Consider the following 19,213-nt stretch of genomic DNA (forward strand, 5'->3'; position numbering starts at 1 on the left):
GAATTATTTTTTCGCGGCCCATTCAAGCTCGGCCGAGAGCGCTCGGTGCTCGCCCGGCAAGCCGCCCTTGAGCGGCTTCGGATGGCGCGCACTCGCGGGGCCCGCCTCGCCCAGCACCTCGATCTTCCCGCAATCAAGCCGCGCATTGGTGAAGATGAAATCAATCCGATCGGAGCGGTCGCGCTTCTGGGCGATCACGGGCCAGGTCGGGCCCGGTGCGTCGACCACGTTCGGATGCACCGTGCGATAGGCGTCGCGCAGGCCGGCTCGCTCCAGATTCCGGACCGTGGGCCAGACGATGCGCATCGGGCACAACTCCGCGCGCACGGCCAGATCGGACCAATCGGCGCCGCTGGGCTCGTTCACCATTCCCGCGGCGACCACGGCCAGTCCGGCGGCATTGGCGGCGCGGACGGCGACGGCCAGATGCTCGGAGTGGAGTCCGCGCGTCGTGTTGGCGCTCTCGATGGCGGCTTCGGCGCCGTTGATGAAGGGCTGCGCATCATGGGCGACGCCGCTGACCTGGTAGGGCTGGTAGGGCGCGAAGGGAAATTGAATCGGAAAGGCGACGACCTCGCGACCGTCCGCGGCGACCAGCCGTGCGCCCAGCCCGCGCCAGAGCTCACCTTCCTTCGCCGGCGCGGGTTTCCAGTCGGTGATCAATCCGGCGCCCGCCGCCGGCAATGCGATCCAGCTTCGATGGAGCGTCGCCGCAAGCCCCTCGGCGAGGCTGCCGGCATGCGCGACGAAAACGATGTCCGCCGGAAATTCCTCGAACAACCTGCGGGCTCGATCGAGCCGCTCCGGATCCGTCAACGACACTCGCTCGGAGCCGCTGCCAAGATCGAGCGTCATCACCCGGATTCGCTCCGGCTTGGGCGGCGCGGCTTGGCCCTCCGCACTTTGTGGCGCGGCCAAGAGCGTTGACGTCAGGATCGCCGCGGCGAAGGCGGATCCCCGGATCCAACGCGCCATCGTCCTGAGCGAACGAAACGACGGCGATTGAATGCGTCGCATGGCGAAGGCTTTCACGGGGACGGGACGAACCCCGCAACATGCAGGGTCAAAGTGATCGACTTGGAGGGAGCCGCCGACTTTTCCCAGGGCCGCACGAGCACAAAGGTGATTTTGGCGGTGCCCACGCTCATCCCATGGAGCTGGAAAATCGTGAGAATGCGCCCGCCCACGATGCCTGTGTCCACGGGCTTGATTTCCGGTGGCCGATCAACCGCGATGAAGGGATCATCGGTGAGCTGGCACTGCCACTCGTAGCCGGTGCCGGCGTTGGATTCGAACCCCACCTTCAGCTCCTGGCCCACCGCGATGGTCTTCTCGAGCGAGGTCTCCAGATCCAGCACCTCGCCGAGGTCGGTGATGGTGTTGGAAGTTCCCGACGGGCTCGAACTGCGCGGGACGCGCCGAATCTCCATCATGTGGGGCGACTCCTCGGCCTGGCAACCGGGCAGCGAAATCACCGCGCCCAGGCCAAGCGCCGCGAAGATCAAACTTTTCAGCACGAGCATGGGGTTCTCCGGAAAGAGCGGCGATGAAAATCAGGTCGTGGGATCGGCACGGTAGCAAGGGCGGTCCTTTCCCACCACCCATCCGCTGGAACCTTGTGGTTTTGCACAGGAATGGCGGGCGCGTGGAAGAAATCGCAGGGATTGGAAAATGTTTCGGAAAAAAGGCGTCATTCCAAAAACATGCATTGGCAGGCCCCATCATTCGATCACCGCCCAATGCGGAGAAATGGAGCCGACGATGAACCGCCACATCGAACGCATGCGCAAGAAGTCTGTTCTTTCCTTCGGTGATCTGTTCGAATCCCCTTTGTCCACCAACCGGGTCCACATGGTCTGGCTGATTTCCCTGAGCGTGCTGCTTGGAATCCGTCCCGCCCTCGCCAACGGCGAGGAGCCCTGTTGCGCGGCCCACGCGGGCACCGGCTGCATGAATCCGGAGTGCAACGCCGAAGTCTGCCTGCTGGACCCCTTCTGCTGCCTCATGGCATGGGACGAGCGCTGCGCGCTGGAAGCGGGCGTGCTCTGCGACGCCTGCCGGGCGACCACGGCATGCGAGGTTCCAACACCGGATCTCGAGGAGTCGATCATCTGCGAGAACGATCTGCCGCATTCCTGCGATGCGATGCAGGAGGTCCGGGCCCTGATCCCCAACCTGAAACTTGGCGGACGCGCCTGGTCGACGGAAACGGATCGCGATGTGGATTGGTTCGAGATCACCCTTGAAACACCGCAATTGCTGCGCATCGAACTGTGGACGCAGGGCGCGATCAGCGTGGCGATCGTGGATGGTCAATGCCCCCCCACCACGCTCGCCGAGGGCGTGGACGGCTGCCCATCCGTCACCCAAGCCTGCGTTCCAGCGGGCGTGATCCGGGTCGCGGTGCGATCCATCCTGTTCGAGAGCATTGCCTGCTCCGACGAGCGGTCGCGCTACGCCATTCAGGCCGAACTCTCCCCATGCACTCCCGAGCCCCTGGTGAACGATCGATGCGACATGGCTCTTCCCATCGGCGTCGGCCCGGTGGTCGTGGACACCACCAACGCCACCAGCGAAGCCGCCTGGCTTCCCGCGACCTGCGACGAGGGAGCGGGACTGGCCTTCACCCATGACGCATGGTTCGCTTTCACGGCCAACGCATCAGGGATTTTTCAGGCGAGCACCTGTGTCGATCCGGACTTCGACTCACGCCTCGCGGTGTACAGCGATTGCGGCGGCAACCTGCTGGCCTGCAGCGACGACGCCTGCGCAGGCGAAGGCGCCAGCGCCGAGTTTCAATTGACTTGCGGATCAGTTGCTTTGGTCCGCGTGGGAGGTTGGGGTTCCGGAGGGCTCATAACCCTTTCCATTGATCCCGTTTCCACGATCGATTGTCCTTGCTTGGCGGATCTGGATGGATCCGGCGAGGTCGACAGCTCCGATCTTGGGCTGATTCTCCTTGAATTCGGGGCTTTTGGCGGTCCCGCCGATCTGGATGGCGATGGAGAAGTTTCCTCGGGAGACATTGGAATCGCTTTACTTTCCTACGGCAGTTGCGATTCTTAGCCCTGTCTCAATCTTTCTGGAACCTTGTCCGAATCGGGACCGGACTTATAGTGCCTTGATGCGTTCCAATCCACTTTCTTGTCTTGGTTTGGAGCCCTTTTCAACTGGCTGCGGCATGGTGTTCAAGCATTTTTCAATCCAAGCTCGGGGTCAACTGCTCTCCTGGTTTCATCGAAGGAACCGATGCGGACTTGGTGCGTTGATCGCGGCATTTTGTCTGTGCCTCCAGGGGACGCGCGCCGATCAGACCGGCTGCGGATTCGGCCCCTGCGGCGAAGTGCACGTCGGCTCAGGCTGCGTCGACATCACCTGCTGCGAGACGGTCTGCGGATTTTCGCCGCCCTGTTGTGAAACCAACTGGGACTCGAATTGCCTGAATTGGGCGAACCAGGTCTGCGAAGTCTGCGGCATCCCAGGGCTCGGATCCTGCTTCATTTCCCACGAGAAGGCCTCCTGCGCCGACGCCACCTGCTGCGGAGTGGTCTGCAACATCGATCCCTTCTGCTGCGAGGCGAGCTGGGATCTCACCTGCGCGTTTTCCGCCCAGGACAACTGCATGCTCCCGCCTCCCAAGGAGTGCGGCGACCCGACCGCGGGCAGCTGCCTTGAGCCGCACGGCAATTCCAGCTGCTCTGATCCCGCCTGCTGCGAGTCGGTCTGCGCCGGCCTGCCCAACTGCTGCACGGTGATCTGGGACGACATCTGCGTCTATCTGGCACAGGATCTGTGCAACTCCACCTGCTCCCTCTCCTGCCCCAACGGCTCGACCCATGAGGCGGAGGTCTGCGGCACGCGGGCCAACGATCCCAGTATCCGCCCCGACGCGACCGGCCCCAACATTCCGCAAGCCATCGCGGCGCAGGCCACGATCTGCGGCAACATGTACCTCACCAACGACGGGGCCACGGTCGTGGACGTCGATGTCTACTCCATCAATCTCACCAACGCCGACACGGACCACGACGGCTACGTCAAGGTCGCCATCACGCTCGCCGGCGAGCGCCCCATCTTCGCCGCCTTGACTCCGGTCAACGCGACCGAGACCTCGCTGCCCGGGGCGCTGCTCATGGTCAACGCCGCCGGTTGCACTCCCAACCGCGAATGGACCTGCGTGCCCCCCGCTCAATACTGGATCGTGATCGCCCCCGGCGTCAACGGCGCCATCTCGAACCAGGCCTTCGCCTGCGCCGACGGCGACTATTGGTTCCAGCTTGAGACGGCCGCGGCCTGCGCCCTGCCCTGCACCAACGCCACCGGCAACTGCTACGAAGTCCACGCATCACCCAGTTGCGTCAATCCCGCCTGCTGCTCGCTGGTCTGCGCCTCGATTCCATCCTGCTGTGAAACCACGTGGGACCAGGATTGCGCCGTTCGCGCGGCGCTGGACTGCGGCGCGCCGGCACCAAGCAATGACACCTGCGCCTCGCCGATGGACATTGCCTCGGGATCCACTGTGGTCTCGCTGCTGGGATCCTCGCCCGGGCTGCCGGTGTTCGCCTGCCCGGCGAATCCTTCACCCATGGGCGGCGATGTCTGGTTCCGCTGGAGCACGCCCGCGGGCATCCACGGCGACTACCAAGTTGACGTGTGCGGCGTCGAGTTCGACACTCGCATGGATGTGTTCTCCGGAACGTGCGGAGCCTTGGTGGCGCAGGCCTGCTCGGACGACAGCCTCTTCTGCAATCCGACAAGAGGCAGCCGACTCGTCCTTGCGGCGGAGTGCGGCGAGACCTATCTGATCCGTCTCGCCTCGCTCGCAGGCGACACGGGCTTCGCCACGATTCACATCGCTCCCAATGGCACCAGCCATTCCTGCTGCCCCGAGGACCTTGACCTCAGCGGCGAAGTCGATGGCGGCGATCTTGGACTGGTGCTGCTGGACTTCGGCCCCTGCTTCCTCTGCTACACCGATCTGGATGGGTCGGGCGAAGTGGATGGCGGCGACATCGGCCAGATCCTCCTGAATTTCGGTCATTGCCCCTGACGCATTCGGCGGGCTTCAAGTCTCGCTGGGCAAATCCGCGCTGAGCAGCCGGCGCATGATCTTCCCGGTGGCGTTGCGCGGCAGCTCCCGGCGGCAGCGGATGCCGCGCGGCACCTTGAACTGGGCGAGATGCTCCCGGCAGTGCGCCCGCAGCGCGGACTCGTCGAAGGCGAATCCCTCATTCATCTCCACGAAGGCCAGCGCCGTCTCGCCGCGGCTCTCATCCGCGGCACCGATCACGGCGCTCGCCTTGACGCTGGGGTGGCGGTTCATGGCCTCCTCGATCTCGCGCGGAAAGACATTCTCGCCGCCAATGATCAGCATCTCCTTCAGGCGCCCGGTGATGAAAAGATGCCCGTCATCGTCGAAGCGCCCCATGTCCCCCGTGCGGAAGAACCCGCGCTCGTCGAAGGCCTGCGCCGTTTCCTGCGGCAGGTTCCAGTAGCCCTTCATGACATTGGGGCCGCGCATCCGGATCTCGCCATCCTGATGGGCGGGCAGGCGGTTCCCCTGGGGATCCACGATCCACTCCTCCACCTGCGGCAGCGGGCGCCCCACGCTGCGCGCCCGGTACTCCTCGGGAAGGCACCAGTTGGTCACGGGGCTCGTCTCGGTCAGACCATATCCCTCGGCGATGCGCACGCCGAATTTCGCGAAGAAGGCGTCGGCCACGCTTGCGGGCAACGGCTCGCCACCGCTCACGGCATACCGGAGCATGCCCAGGTGCTCGGCGCCGCCGCTTTTCTGGCCGTTGATTGCGTGATACATGGAGGGGATCGCCACGAAGACCGTTGCCCGGTGGTGTTTGCCGAGCTCAAGGATGCGCCGCGGCACAAACTTAGCGGTGTAAACCGCCTTGGCCGCGATCGCCAGGGGCAGCAGGGTCAGCACCGTCAAGCCGAAGGAATGAAACTGCGGAAGCACGCCAAGCATGACGTCCCGGCGCGTGAAGCTGGCCCACTGCACGACCTGCCGGATGTTCGCCCGCAGGTTGCCGCAGCTGAGCATGACGCCCTTGGGTCGGCCGCTGGTGCCGCTGGTGTAGAGCAGCACGGCAAGCTCGTCGTCGGAGCGCCGCTTGCTCCGGCGGATCGGCGGGATCCCGCCGAATGTGACTCCCTCCAGCAGCAGCGGCTTCATCGAGGCCGTCGGCCCGCCGATGAAGTCGAGCATGGGTTTGACCGTCACGACGCAGTCGATGCCCGCGTCGCGGCAGACGTATTCCAGGTCGTCGCGCGACAGCAGGTAGTTGAGCGGCACGACGGTCTTCCCCAGCATCCAGGCCCCCAGCAGGGCCGCCGGAAACAGGCCGCTGGTGGGCAGCATGATCCCCACCTGTGCGCGTGCCGTGGTTCGCTCAATCGCCCGGGCCATGTGCCAGGCGGCCACGAGCAGGGTCAATCCATTCCAGCGGCGCTGGTCGTCCTGCACGAAGACATGCGCCGGATGGAGCAGAAGTTGCCGCTGGATGTCGAGGAGAAGTTTCACGCCGGGCGATACAGTACGCCAAGTGAAACGGGCCCTCAATTCGACGTGCCCGCTGAAAGGAAATCCCTTGGACCACTTGAACATCTCGATCGCCGCACCCGCATCATCGTTTCGCTCCTGGCGGCGCAGGCTTCTGCGCCTTGCGGGGCTGATCGCCATCGCCGGCGCGGCCGCCTGCCAGACGACGCATCCCGACCGGCTCGACCCCGCCATCGCCAGCTACGAGTCGAAGAACTGGCAGCAATCCCTCGACCAGGCCAGTGAGGTCCAGAAGGACTCCTCGGGAACCGTCCGCGACCAGGCCGCCTTCCTCGCCGGTCTCTCCGCCTACCAGCTCGGCAACTACGACGAGGCCCAGTCGCGCTTCCAGGTCTCCGAGCAGAGCGGCGACGCGCAGACCGCGGGCGAGAGCAAGGTCATGCTTGGCGACCTGATGGTGCACCGAAGCCGCTACCCGGAAGCCGCGAACTACTACGACGCTGCCGCGGGGAAACTTTCCGGCGAATCGGCGCAGCGGGCGCGGGACCTCGCCGCGGCCTCAAGGGATCCATCGCGGGCCGGCAAGATTCTTGCGATGGCCGGACCTTCCATGTCGATCAACGGCAGCGCGCTGGAAACGCCCAAGAGCGCGCCCTCGCCCGCGCCTGCTGCCGCGCCCTCCAGCGGATTCGAAAAAGATTCCTCACCTGCGCCCGCCGAGAAATCCAAGAAAAGCGCCAAGGTCCCGGCTGCCAAACCGACCAAGCCGGCGAAGGCGGCGGACGACACCCCCGGCAAGCCCGCCAAGAACGCCGGCGCCGCGGCGTCGAAATCCAATTCCAAAAACGCCGGGAAAAAGGCTGATGCCGACGCCTTCGTGATTCAGGCGGGAAGCTTCGTCCTGGAAACCAGCGCCAAGAACCGCGCCAAGGAGCTCACCAAGGCGGCCGCGCGGTTCGGCATCGACGCGCCGCGGGTCGCGGCGGCAAAGTCCAGGAGCGGACAGAAGGTCTGGAACGTCTACCTGGGCGGATTCGAATCTCGCGCCGCGGCCGAGAAGGCGATCAAGCAGCTTGGCCGGAAGGATCTGGCCGTGGTCACCAACCCGAATTGAGCGCGGCCGGCGTGTCGTCGCTCACGGCTTGTTGATCATGAAGGTCGCGGTGCGCTCAAAGTAGGCCATCATCTCGGCGAAGATGGGCTCCGGGATGCCAGCGTCGGTCAGCGCTCCGCGCATGCACTCCACCCAGTCGTTGCGCATGGCCATGTCGATCGGAAACGGGGCGTGGCGCATGCGCAAGCGCGGATGACCCTTGCGGTCGCTGTAGGCGTGCGGACCGCCGAAGTACTGGATGAGAAACTCCGCCTGATTGCGGATGGGCTCGTCCAAGTCCTTCGGAAAGATGGGACGCAGACGTGGATGGACCTCGACGCGCGCGTAGAAGGCCCGCGCGATCCGCCAGAACGTCTCGTCTCCAAGCCGACTGTGGATCGTCGGCCCGGCATTCCCCGCGGCGGAGACGATCGGCAATCCGACGTCGGCGGGTTTCTTGGGGTCCGTCATGCGGCCCGCATGGTAGGCGCTGCCGCTCGGCGCGATGCCGGCGCCATCGCCCGGTGAGTTGCCGCGCTAAGCGAGATACTTTCGCAGAACCTCCGCGAGGCGCTCGTAGTGGGCCGGCACATTGTGGATGGCGGCGCTCATGCGCAGCAGCCATCCCTCCTTCCATGGGATGATCGGCGCCTCGACGCGGTCCGCCTCGTAGAGCTGCTTCTGAAACGCCTCGGGCTGCTCGAATCTCTTCAGCAGCGCATCGGGAAGCCGGATGCTGGCCATGCAGGCGAGCATCGAGCCGTCCAGCGGTGAGATCGGCTCAACGGAAAGTTCACGGCAAAGCAGGCGATGCGCCCACGCCGCCAGCCTGTGATTGTGATCCATGATGCGCTCCAAGCCGATTTCCTCCAGCCACGAGATCGCCGCCGGCAAGGCGTTCCATCCGGACAAATCCCGGGTTCCCTGCCAGTCGAACTCCTTCTGAAAACCATTGCCCCACTCATGGCTGATGACGCAGGGATGGATGCCCGGCTGAAGCCGTGCCGGCACCCACAGGAAGGCGCTTCCGCGCGGACCCATGACCCACTTGTGCAGGTTGGCGGCGTAATAGTCCGCGCCGAGGGAATCCAGCGAAAGCGGAATGGCCCCGGGCGAGTGTGCGCCATCCACGAGGACCTGCGCCCGCGTTCCCTTCACCGCCTTCAGGATCTCCTCCACCTGGAAGCGCAGCGCCGTCGGACTGGTGATGTGATCGATCACGATCAGACGGGTGCGCGGCGTGACCGCGCTCAGAAGTGCCTGCATGGCTTGCGACGGACTTCGCACCGGCAGAGGGATCTCGGCTTCGACGTAGCGGGCGCCGCTCTCCTGCGCGCGGTTCTTCATGGCCTGGCGGATCGCGTTGTAGACGTGGTCGGAAGTGAGAAGCTCGTCGCCCGGCTCGAAGCGCAGCGAGCGAAGGACGGCGTTGATGCCTTCGGTGGCGTTGGTGACGAAACCAAGATCGCCGGGCCGGCATCCCAGGAATTTCGCCAGCGGCTGCTTGACCGAGGCCAGAGTCTCGGTGTTGCGGCGGCCGATCCATTCGATGGGGCTCGCCTCGAGTTTGGCCCTCCAGGCTTCCTGAGCCTCCCGAACGGGTCGTGGAACCGACCCAAACGAACCATGGTTCAGGAAGGTCAACCCCGGGTCCAGGGCAAACTGAGCCCGGATTTCAGGGGAAAAAGAAGGCGGTGGATCGCTCAAAATGGGCATTTTTGAAGCCTAGCAGACTTTTGAAGATTTCCAGGCCCCTGGGCCCACGATCGTGTTTTGTACGGCTAACATGCACCGAACAAAATGTGCAGAACCCCTAGTCCACATGCCGATGCATCTCCAACTGCTCAGTTCAATCAATTGGAGAAATCCCATGACCCTTTCAAACTCCTCAGCATTGTCAGCCCCTCGATTCACGGCCTTTCAAAACTTCGGCCGGATCTTTCAGAGCGGGAATCCGCTTCATCGCGCCGCGGAATGCCGCGACTCCTCGGCTCGAAGCAAGTCCGCCAAGGTTCAATCCCAGGAAGCGAGCGAGCCACTCCTTCGCTTCGGTCCCGGGGGATCGTTCGTCACCAGCTACCACCCCTTTCGCGGCGGGCTGATGGCGGTCGCCGGCGTGGCACCCCGCAGCCAGCGCTCCCTGGTTCGGGAATTCTCGGATTGGATGGAGCGACTGCTCGGGATTCGTCGATGGCGCTGGATCGATCGCTCCCCTTTCAATCACACGGTCCAGGAACCGACCCCATGCACTTCGTCTCCGTTGTCACCTTCGTCCGGCAGCGCCGCGCCTTCGCCTTGGCGGCATGGCCGCTGGTCTGCCCAACTTGCCCTGTCCAACACTCTTGCGAGGACTTCACACCATGTCCATGACACTGACCCCACAACAAATCAAGATCTTCCGCCTCATACGCGACTGCAGGAACAGCAAGGGCTTTTCCCCGACCATGCAGGAAATCGCCAACGAACTCGGCGTCAGCAAGGTCACCGTCTTCGAGCATGTCGAAGCCCTGATCGAGAAAGGCGCGCTGATTCGCAAGCCCAACAAAGCTCGCTCTTTGGAGATTGCGGGTGACGCGGAGCTGCCGGGCGATCAGGCCTCCGACAACGAGCTTCCGCTGGTCGGCCGCATCGCCGCGGGACACCCGGTGGAGAAGTACGAGCAATCGGAGACGCTGCGGCTCGACAGCATTTTCGGAACGCGCCTGGGGCAGCGGGGAAATCTCTTCGCGCTGCAGGTGGACGGCATGAGCATGCGCGACGAGGGGATCCTGGACGGCGACTATGTGATCGTGGAGCAGCGCAGCGTCGCCCGCAACGGCGAGCGCGTCGTCGCCCTCCTTCCCGAGGGCGAGACCACGTTGAAGACCTTCTTCAAGGAACGCGACGGCACCATTCGACTTCAGCCGGCCAATCCGGAATTCGAGCCGATCATCGTGAAGGAGTGCGTGATCCAGGGTGTGGTGATCGGCGTGCTTCGTCGCTACCAGCGCAACTGAATCCGGGGCAGCGAGGGGATCGATGCCATCGACCGTCGCCGATGGCTGCTTGCTAAAGAGCTTCGACCAGATCCCGGGTCAGCTTCTCGGCGCGGGAAAGTGCCTGATCGGGCTCCCCCTGCCCCATCGACCGGACCAATGCGCTGCCCACGATCGCGGCGTCGGCGAAGCGGACCACGGCGCGCACATGCTCGGGAGTTGAAATGCCGAATCCAACGGCCAGCGGCAAGGTCGTCTCGGCGCGAACTCGGCGCACCAATTCGTCGATGTCGGGCGCGCCGCCCTGCTCGCCGGTGATGCCGGCCCTGGAAAGCAGATAGACGAAGCCGCGGCACATCGCGACGATTTTCTTGATTCGTTCCTGCGGCGTCAGCGGGGAGATCAGCATGGCCAGCGCCATGCCGCTGGATTCCGCGGCGACCACGATCGGCCGCGCGGCGTCCAAATCGAGATCGGGAATGATGATTCCATCGAATCCCGAGGCGGCCAGCGCGCGAATGAACTTCTCATTGCCCAGCCGCTGCACGATGGAGACGCTGACCATCGCCACCAGGCCCATGGCGATCCGCGGGCGGATGTGAGCCACTTCCTTCAGGATGGATTCGGGTGTCGTTCCCTTCAAAAGGGAGTGATGCATCGCCTGCGCGATGACCGGTCCGTCGGCGATCGGATCCGAGAATGGGATGCCGATTTCCACGATCGAACTCCCGGCTTTTTGAAGGGCTTCCAGCGTCGACGCCAGGGTGCCCGGAGCGGGAAATCCCGCCACCACGAAAGGCATCAGCGCCTTGCGCTTCTTCGCGCGCAGTTCCGCGAAAATCTTCTCGATACGATTCACAGTCGGATACTACAGTCGGCGGATGGCCTAGTAGCTCAGTGGCCCAGAGCGTCTGACTCATAATCGGAAAGACCTCGGTTCGAATCCGAGCTAGGCTATTTTTGAAAGGACCCCATGCACCACACCCACAATCCTTGCCGCTCGCGCGCACCGCGGACCGCCGCCGGCCCTGTTCGAATCTTCCAGGCGCCGCCTGTGATCATCGCGCTCCTGCTGCTCGGCGCGGTTGCACTCGCGCCGGCCGCCTGCACCACGGTTGCGGGCACAAACCGCAAGCAGTTCAATGTCTATTCCACGAGCGAAGAGAAATCGATGGGTCAGCAGGCCTATCAGGAGGAGATGAAGGGAGCCAAGGTCCTCAGCTCCGGCCCCGTCAACGACCGCATCCAGACCATCGGCGCGCGGATTGCCGCGGCGGCCAAGCAGCGCTATCCCGAGATGGCCAATTCGATGGCGTGGCAATGGACCGTGGTCGACGACCCCAAGATGGTGAATGCCTGGATGCTTCCCGGCGGCTACGGCGCGGTCTACACGGGAATCATCGATTTTGCCCAGTCGGACGACGAGATCGCCGTGGTCATGGGCCATGAAGCCTCCCATGCGATCGCCCGTCACGGCGGAGAGCGCATGTCCAGCGGCGCCGCCGCGCAATTGGGAGCCGCCGCTGCGGGCGCCGCGACCAACAGCAGCGCCGTGGCCCAGGCCGCCGCGCTGGGACTTCAGGGCGGCGTGCTGCTGCCCTACAGCCGGATGCAGGAAAGCGAAGCGGACAATCTCGGCCTGCTCATCGCGGCCCAGGCGGGCTATGACCCCCGCACCGCGATCACGCTGTGGAAGCGGATGCAATCCCGCGGCGGAACCACCTTCGAGTGGCTCTCCACGCATCCCAGCGAGGGGACCCGCATCGAGCGCCTGCAGGAGGAGATGCCCGAGGCCTACGCCATCTACAAGAAGACGCAGGGCGAGAAAAGTTCCGCCGCCCCCACCGCTCCGGCCGGCACGCCGGCTCCCGCGAGCAATGCAGCGCCGAAGGGAAAATGACTTCAGGCGCGATCGCGCCGCAATGACCACTTCAATCGCAGCGCGTTGCCGACCACGCTGACGTCGCTGCAGGCCATGGCGGCCGCGGCGATGGCCGGACCGTACACCCCAAGCAATGCGAAGGCCGCCAGTGGAATGGCCACGACGTTGTAGACGAAGGCCAGAAAGAGATTTTGCCGCATGCAGCGCAGCGTCGCCCGCGAGATGCGGATCATGGCCGGCAGCGCCGCGAGCCGACCGCCGACCAGCACCACCGGGGCGCTTTCACCGGCGATCGACGTGCCGCTTCCCATGGCGACCCCCAGACCCGCGGCCGCCAGCGCCGCCGAGTCATTGACGCCGTCCCCCACCATGATGGCTCGCTCGCCGAAGCGGCGGATGACCTCGAGCTTTCCCTCCGGCGTCGAGTCGGCCGTCACCATGTCCGGATCGATGCCGGATTCCTTCGCAATCCGCAGCGCCTCGGGCCGCCGATCGCCCGTGACCAGTCCCACGGACATCCCATGGGCGCGCAGGGATTCGACTACTTGCCTCGCTCCCTCCCGAAGCGAGTCCGCCAAGGCGAAGCGAGCCGCGGCGACGCCATCGACCAGGAGCACGCACGAGGCAGTCGCGTCGCGGCGCATCTCCACAGTGAGGCCGCCGACGCGGGCTCGAACCCCGAGCCCCGGCGTCGACTCGAAGCCCGTCGCAGCGGGAATCGCCACCGATGCCTCGGCGGCGCGGCGCAGGATGGCCCGCGCGATGGGGTGCTCGCTGCCGTGTTCCACCGAAGCGGCAAGAGCGATCACCTCCTGAAGCGAAAGTGTTCCCAGCAGCTCGATGCCGGTCACCACGGGCTCGCCGCGGGTCAGCGTTCCGGTTTTGTCGAAGAGAACCGTGTCGACGCGACCGGCACGCTCCAGGGCCGCCGCGTCCTTAATCAGGATGCCGCGCAGACTCGCCTCGCCGGCGCCCACCATCACCGCCATCGGGCCGGCCAGCCCCAGCGCGCATGGGCAGGAAATGATCAGCACCGTCGTTGCCGCCGCGATGCCGGTCGGCCATGAACCCGCGAGTCCCCAGCCGATCGCCGCGGCGGCCGCGATCGCAAGCACCAGCGGAACGAAAACCGACGCGACGCGGTCGGCCATGCGCTGGATGGGCGGGCGGCTGGTCTGCGCCCGCTGCACCAGCCGGGCGATGCGGCCCAGCGAGGTGGTCCGGCCCGAGGTCGTGGCCCGCACATGCAGCATGCCCGAGAAGCACATCGTGCCGGCGCTCACCGGCTCGCCCACGCCGCGCCGAACCGGCAGCGGCTCCCCGGTCATGACGGACTCGTCCAGGTCCGCCTCGCCAAAGGCGATGACGCCGTCGACGGGAACCCGTCCGCCCGGCCGCACCATGATGAGGTCTGATTCTTTGATGTCCTGCGAGCGGATCGATGCGCTCGCGCCGACCGCGTCGAGGCGCTCGGCCTGCTCGGGCTGAAGCTCCAGCAATTCGCGGACCGCCATGCCCGCGGACTTGGTGGCACGGGCCTCGAACCAGTGGCCCAGTGAAATGATCGCCAGCAGCGCCGCCGCCTCGCTGAACCAGGTCGTCTCTCCCTGCAAGGCATCGAAGCGCTGCGCAAGGAAGATCACCAGGCTGGCGACGTAGGCGGTCGTCGCGCCCAGGGCGATCAGGACATCCATGTTGGTGCGTCCGACGCGCAAGGCCGTCCACGCGCTGCGCCAGAAGCCGCTGCCTACGAGCACCATGGAGAGCGTGCTTCCGGCCAGCAGGATCGCATCCACCGTGGAATTGTGCGTCCCCCGCGACATGGAGATCCAGTGCAAAGTTTCCATGGGAATCCAGATCGCGAATCCGATCTGGCTGCGTCGCCTCCATTGTCGCTCCGATCGAATCTGGCTCTGCTCCGCCTCGGCCTGCAGCGCCGCGGAATCCAGCTCGGACTCGACGGGTTCGGCCTTGTAGCCGCTTCGAACCACGGCCTTCACCAGATCTCCGTCCGAACATGCGGCGTCGGTCTCGACCGTGGCGAGGCCGCCGACGTGATCGACGCTGGCTCGGTGAACGCCGCGCTGGGACTCCAGCTCTCTCTGGACCGTCAAGCCGCAGCTGGCGCAATGCATCCCCTGGATCCGCAAAACATGGGTTTGAGGGGAAGTTATGGTTGCCGACACAATCGAATGATAGAACTTTCGTCCTCTTTCACTTGCCGCAGGGCCACCTCCTCGCGTAGGCTCGATCCGTGCTCGAGAAGCGCTCCACAGTCCATCTTCGCCCCGCCGCCCTGATCGCGGTGATGTTCCTCAGCGCCATGGCGGTCACCGTCCTCGCCGGAAGCGGAATGGGTGCGGTGCACGCCAATTGCTCGCTGTGTTCGTTCACGCCCGTGACCGGGGCGCCCAACGCCGCCGGAGTGGTCGCCCCATCGTCGCTCTGCACCGCCTGCGGCACGATTCCGACCGCATCGACCGCAACCGTGTGCGCGGAGACCCCCTCCGATGCCGCGGCCTGGAAAGTCCTGGACCTGCCTCCGCCCACGCGCTGAGTCGGACCGGACCCTTTCCCTCTTTTTTCAAGACCATCACTGCGTTTCGCCGTTGGGCGCGGCGCACTCTTTTCAGGAGCCACTTCCATGGGCGTTCCAATTTTCGGAGCCATTGCTCGCAAGATCTTCGGCACTCGCAATCAGCGCATGATCAACCGCTTCCTGCGGGTGGTCAGCGCCGTCAACAAGCTCGAGCCCTCCATCCGGGCCCTCACCGACGCGCAACTTCTGGCCCGCACGGCCGAGTTCCGCAAGCGGATCGCCGACGGGGAGACGCCGCTGTCGCTGATGCCCGACATGCTGGCGACGGCCCGCGAGGCGATGGACCGCGCGGTCGGCATCCGCAACATCTTCAACCCCGCCACCGGCTTTGATCCGGCATGCCTTCCGGCGGAGGCGCGGAAACTTTTCGACGAGACCAAGGCGGTCATGGACGCCACTCCCGCCGCGAAGGCCGAGGGTGATTTTCTCGGCGGCAACGAGCCTGTCCCCAGCTGGCTCTTCGTCGAGATTCCGGTGCCGCTCTACGACGCCGTGCGCGAGATCTATCCGCAGAGCCGTCCGCCCTTCCGCGCCCGCCCCTTCGACGTCCAGATCATCGGCGGCGTGGTCCTGAGCTCCGGCCAGATCGCCGAAATGAAGACCGGCGAAGGCAAGACCATCGTGGGCCCGCTCGCCTGCTACCTCAACGCCTGCGAGCGCAAGCAGGTGCACGTGGTCACCGTCAACGACTACCTGGTGCAGCGCGACCGCGACTGGACCTTCCCCTTCTTCCGGGCCCTGGGCCTGACCGTGGGCGCGATCCATCCCCAGCACATGCAGGACCAGGAGCAGAAGCGCGCCGCCTACCGCTGCGATGTGGTCTACGGCACGACCGCGGAGTTCGGCTTCGACTACCTGCGCGACAACATGAAGCTGCGCCCCGAGGACCAGGTGCAGCGCTCCCGCGACTTCGCCATCGTGGACGAGGTGGACAGCATCCTCATCGACGAGGCGCGCACCCCGCTGATCATCAGCGGCCTGGCCGAGCGCCAGCGCCCCCGCTACGAGATGGCCAACACCATCGCCATCAAGCTGGTCGAGGCGCAGAAACCCTGGACCGAGGCCGACGAGCAGGTGCAGGCCTGTCGCGTCGAGCTCAGCACGCTCGAGGGCGACATCCGCAACGCGCGCGACAAGGCCGCGATCCCCCAGATGCGCAAGGCCATGCAGGAGGCCCGCGCCCGCCTGCCGCAGCTGGAGGCGAAGCGCGGTCAGTTCAAGCAGTTCTACGAGGTCGAGCTCGACAAGAAGAAGGCCGTGCTCACCCACGACGGCATCGGCGAGGCGCAGCGCATCGCCAACGTCGGCAGCTTCTACGTCGGCGAGAACATGGACATGCCCCATCTGCTGGAGCAGGCGATCCGCGCCCACGTGGTCTACCAGCACGACCGCGACTATGTGGTCGCCACCGACGGCGACGGCGATCGCGGCGTGGTGATCGTCGATCAGAACACCGGCCGCAAGATGGTCGGACGCCAGTGGTCGGACGGACTCCATCAGGCGGTGGAGGCCAAGGAGGGCGTCAAGGTCAAGGACGAGACGCAGACCATGGCGACCGTCACCATCCAGAACTACTTCAAGCTCTACAAGCGGCTCGCCGGCATGACCGGAACCGCCGACACCGAGGCCACCGAGTTCCACGAGATCTACCGCCTGGACGTGGTCAGCATTCCGACCAACGTGCCCGCCTGCCGCGAGGACCGGCACGACCTGGTCTTCCTGGGAGAGAAGGACAAATGGAAGGCGATCATCGACGAGATTGCGCGGCTGCACGACATCGGGCGGCCGGTGCTGGTGGGAACCACCAGCGTCGACAAGAGCGAAAAGCTCAGCGGGATGCTCTCCAAGGGGCCGGGCATCAAGCACGAGGTGCTCAACGCCAAGCAGCATGAGCGCGAAGCCGAGATCGTCAGCAACGCCGGACAGCTGGCCGCCGTGATGGTCGCCACCAACATGGCCGGCCGCGGCACCGACATCAAGCTTGGAAAGATCGACCGCGCCGCGCTGATCGAGCACTGGAAGAAGCGCGACCTGGCGCCGCGCGAGGTCGAGGCCGCCTGGGATGACGCCCGGATTCTCGGGGCGATCCACAAGCACCTGCTGGTGCGCCGCGCCAAGATGGAGCGCGCCACCGTGGCGGCGATGGATGACACGGCCGCCAGGCTGGCCCTGCTGCGCCACTGGGTCGTCGAGCTGCGCGGCGTCTCCGAGAAGCGGGCTCAGGCCGCGTCGGAGGCTGACCTGCTCAAGGAGCTCGATGCGCTGGGAAGCTTCCGCCTGCACCGGCTCGAGCTCTGGACCAGCGTCGAGGCCATGGGCGGCCTGCACATCATCGGCACCGAGCGTCACGAGAGCCGGCGCATCGACAATCAGCTCCGCGGTCGCTCCGGTCGTCAGGGCGACAAGGGAAGCAGCCGCTTCTTCCTCAGCCTTGAGGACGATCTGATGAAGATCTTCGCGGGCAAGGCCACGCTGGGATTGCTTTCCAAGCTGGGCATGAAAGAGGGCGATTCGATCGAGGCCCCGATGCTCAACCGCGCCGTCGAGAAGGCTCAGCGCAAGGTGGAGGAGCGCAACTTCCAGATGCGCAAGCAGATCCTGGAATACGACGAGCCGATGGAGTATCAGCGCCAAGGCTTCTACGGCCTGCGCCAGCCCATCCTGGAAAGCCTCGACATCCGCGGCGCCACCTGGCGATTCCTGGAACCTGCCATTCACGAAGCGGTGGCGCTCTACCTCGGGCCGCTGCATGTGGCCAACTGCGTCTCCGAATGGGCCCGCGAAAAGATGGGCGTGCAGATCGATCCCTCGCGCATCCGCGGCAAGGACCGCGACCAGATCCACAAGATGCTGGTGGTCGACGCCCTGGAGGACGCCCAGCACAAGATCGAGCTGGTGGTCGCCGAGATCATGCCGGAGGAGATGGACCCTGCCGAGTTCGACGTGGCCGGTCTCCAGAAATGGGCTTCCGACACCTACGGGATGACCATCGATGCAGACTTCATCCGCGCGGGCGACCGCCGCGCCGTGCGGCAGCGCATCGAGGAGGCTTCGCACAAGCACATCGAGGCAATCGACCTGACGCCGCTGGACTCGATCCTGATCGAGGACTACAGCGCCAAGGAGCTCTCACTCTGGGCGGAGCGCTACCTCTCGGTCAAGATCGATCCCGCCGAGTTCGCCAGCGCCGAGGACCTGAAGGTGGCCTCCGACCGGCTGGTGAAGCGGGCGCTGGAGGCCTACGCCGAACGCGAGCGCGCCTATCCGATCGACTTCGTCATCAAGTACACCAGCGCGCGGCTGCAGTCCGACGCGCAGGGGGCGATCACTTCCTTCTGCGCCTGGGTCAATGGGCGCTACCAGCTCGGCTGGCGGCCTGAATCGCTGCCCAGCTCGAATCCGGTGGAGCTGCGCGATCTGGTCATGACCGAGGCACGGAAGTTTGACGACTCGCGCATCGCGGCCCGGGCCGAGCAATGCCTCGCGGCCGGCGCCGATGTCGAGGCCGTCAACGCCTGGCTCCTGGTGGAGTACCAGTCGGAACTGACCGAGCACGACCGCAAGGCCTTCCCGGCCGATCCCAAGGCGACGGTCGAGGCACGGATCCGCGAATCCATGCGCGCCGAGCTCTCGCAGTTCGAGCGCTGGGTCATGCTGCAGACCCTCGACAACGCGTGGAAGGACCACCTGCGCGGCATGGACCAGATCCGCGACGCCATCGGATTCCGAGCCTTCAGCCAGAAGGATCCGCGAATCGAATTCAAGAAGGAAGCGGCGCGGCTCTACAACGAGATGCTCGAAGGCATCCAGAACCGCCTGACCGAGGTGCTGCTCAAGGGCGAGCTGGTGCCGCAAGCGCCCAAGCCCGAGGCCGCGCCCGCTCCGGACGCCGGCAAGCCGGCGCTGCCTCCCCTGGCCTCGGCCACTCCGGCGGCTCCCGCGGCCAATGTGGTCACCACGCACGTCGCGTCCAAGCGGCCGCAGAGCGGCCAGCCATCGGCGGTCGTCGGGCGAAACGAGATGTGTCCCTGCGGAAGCGGCAAAAAATTCAAGCATTGCCATGGAGCCAAGGGCCCTGTGACGCCGCAGGAGCAAACCTAGGAAGGATCACCTTGCCGAGGTGTTCCGGCTTCGTTACGCTCCTCCC

14 protein-coding genes and 1 tRNA gene are annotated in these 19,213 nt (G+C 65.4%); 8 read left to right on the forward strand and 7 right to left on the reverse strand.

The window, feature by feature from the left end; all coding sequences use genetic code 11:
• Positions 1–3 precede the first annotated feature (3 nt).
• Both K8R92_09295 and K8R92_09300 read right to left on the reverse strand, forming a co-directional pair.
• A complete protein-coding gene (locus K8R92_09295) occupies positions 4–975 on the reverse strand; it encodes a hypothetical protein (protein ID MCE9620093.1) in 972 nt (323 codons plus the stop codon).
• Between the two features lie 53 nt (positions 976–1,028).
• Entirely contained in the window at positions 1,029–1,523 is a 495-nt protein-coding gene (locus K8R92_09300; protein MCE9620094.1) for a protease inhibitor I42 family protein, read from the reverse strand.
• A 238-nt stretch (positions 1,524–1,761) separates the two neighbouring features.
• On the opposite strand from K8R92_09300, the gene K8R92_09305 reads away from it, so the two are divergent.
• Together K8R92_09305 and K8R92_09310 are read left to right on the forward strand one after the other, a co-directional pair.
• On the forward strand, positions 1,762–3,066 hold the full coding sequence (locus K8R92_09305) for a hypothetical protein (GenBank protein ID MCE9620095.1): 1,305 nt from the start codon (positions 1,762–1,764) through the stop codon (positions 3,064–3,066).
• Between the two features lie 199 nt (positions 3,067–3,265).
• Positions 3,266–5,050, forward strand: coding sequence for a hypothetical protein (locus tag K8R92_09310; protein ID MCE9620096.1), 1,785 nt, complete (start codon positions 3,266–3,268; stop codon positions 5,048–5,050).
• A 15-nt stretch (positions 5,051–5,065) separates the two neighbouring features.
• On the opposite strand, the gene K8R92_09315 is transcribed toward K8R92_09310, so the two are convergent.
• Positions 5,066–6,538, reverse strand: a complete 1,473-nt coding sequence (locus K8R92_09315) for an AMP-binding protein (protein ID MCE9620097.1) — start codon at positions 6,536–6,538, stop codon at positions 5,066–5,068.
• A gap of 76 nt (positions 6,539–6,614) precedes the next feature.
• On the opposite strand from K8R92_09315, the gene K8R92_09320 reads away from it, so the two are divergent.
• The gene (locus tag K8R92_09320) at positions 6,615–7,631 is read left to right on the forward strand and encodes an SPOR domain-containing protein (protein MCE9620098.1); all 1,017 of its coding nucleotides are present in this window, start codon (positions 6,615–6,617) and stop codon (positions 7,629–7,631) included.
• A 21-nt stretch (positions 7,632–7,652) separates the two neighbouring features.
• Here K8R92_09320 and K8R92_09325 read toward each other — a convergent pair whose 3' ends face one another.
• Both K8R92_09325 and K8R92_09330 read right to left on the reverse strand, forming a co-directional pair.
• On the reverse strand, positions 7,653–8,081 hold the full coding sequence (locus K8R92_09325) for a globin (GenBank protein ID MCE9620099.1): 429 nt from the start codon (positions 8,079–8,081) through the stop codon (positions 7,653–7,655).
• Between the two features lie 66 nt (positions 8,082–8,147).
• Positions 8,148–9,326: an aminotransferase class V-fold PLP-dependent enzyme gene (locus K8R92_09330; GenBank protein ID MCE9620100.1), complete on the reverse strand. Its 1,179-nt coding sequence runs from the start codon at positions 9,324–9,326 to the stop codon at positions 8,148–8,150.
• Positions 9,327–9,976: 650 nt separating this feature from the next.
• Here K8R92_09330 and lexA point away from each other — a divergent pair.
• The gene (gene lexA, locus K8R92_09335; protein ID MCE9620101.1) at positions 9,977–10,606 is read left to right on the forward strand and encodes a transcriptional repressor LexA; all 630 of its coding nucleotides are present in this window, start codon (positions 9,977–9,979) and stop codon (positions 10,604–10,606) included.
• A gap of 52 nt (positions 10,607–10,658) precedes the next feature.
• Here the strand turns inward: lexA and trpA are convergent, their stop codons facing one another.
• Entirely contained in the window at positions 10,659–11,444 is a 786-nt protein-coding gene (gene trpA / locus K8R92_09340; GenBank protein MCE9620102.1) for a tryptophan synthase subunit alpha, read from the reverse strand.
• A 24-nt stretch (positions 11,445–11,468) separates the two neighbouring features.
• Between trpA and K8R92_09345 the strand changes: the two genes are divergently transcribed.
• Both K8R92_09345 and K8R92_09350 read left to right on the forward strand, forming a co-directional pair.
• Positions 11,469–11,542 (forward strand) — tRNA-Met (locus K8R92_09345).
• A gap of 97 nt (positions 11,543–11,639) precedes the next feature.
• On the forward strand, positions 11,640–12,485 hold the full coding sequence (locus K8R92_09350) for a M48 family metallopeptidase (GenBank protein MCE9620103.1): 846 nt from the start codon (positions 11,640–11,642) through the stop codon (positions 12,483–12,485).
• Positions 12,486–12,487: 2 nt separating this feature from the next.
• Here K8R92_09350 and cadA read toward each other — a convergent pair whose 3' ends face one another.
• Positions 12,488–14,602: a cadmium-translocating P-type ATPase gene (gene cadA, locus K8R92_09355; protein ID MCE9620104.1), complete on the reverse strand. Its 2,115-nt coding sequence runs from the start codon at positions 14,600–14,602 to the stop codon at positions 12,488–12,490.
• Between the two features lie 119 nt (positions 14,603–14,721).
• On the opposite strand from cadA, the gene K8R92_09360 reads away from it, so the two are divergent.
• Together K8R92_09360 and secA are read left to right on the forward strand one after the other, a co-directional pair.
• Positions 14,722–15,024 (forward strand): hypothetical protein, encoded by a 303-nt coding sequence (locus tag K8R92_09360; GenBank protein MCE9620105.1) that lies wholly within the window; start codon positions 14,722–14,724, stop codon positions 15,022–15,024.
• A gap of 87 nt (positions 15,025–15,111) precedes the next feature.
• Positions 15,112–19,167, forward strand: a complete 4,056-nt coding sequence (gene secA, locus K8R92_09365; protein ID MCE9620106.1) for a preprotein translocase subunit SecA — start codon at positions 15,112–15,114, stop codon at positions 19,165–19,167.
• Positions 19,168–19,213 lie beyond the last annotated feature (46 nt).

Source organism: Planctomycetota bacterium (assembly GCA_021414025.1).
Classification (GTDB): Bacteria; Planctomycetota; Phycisphaerae; order Phycisphaerales; family SM1A02; genus SYAC01.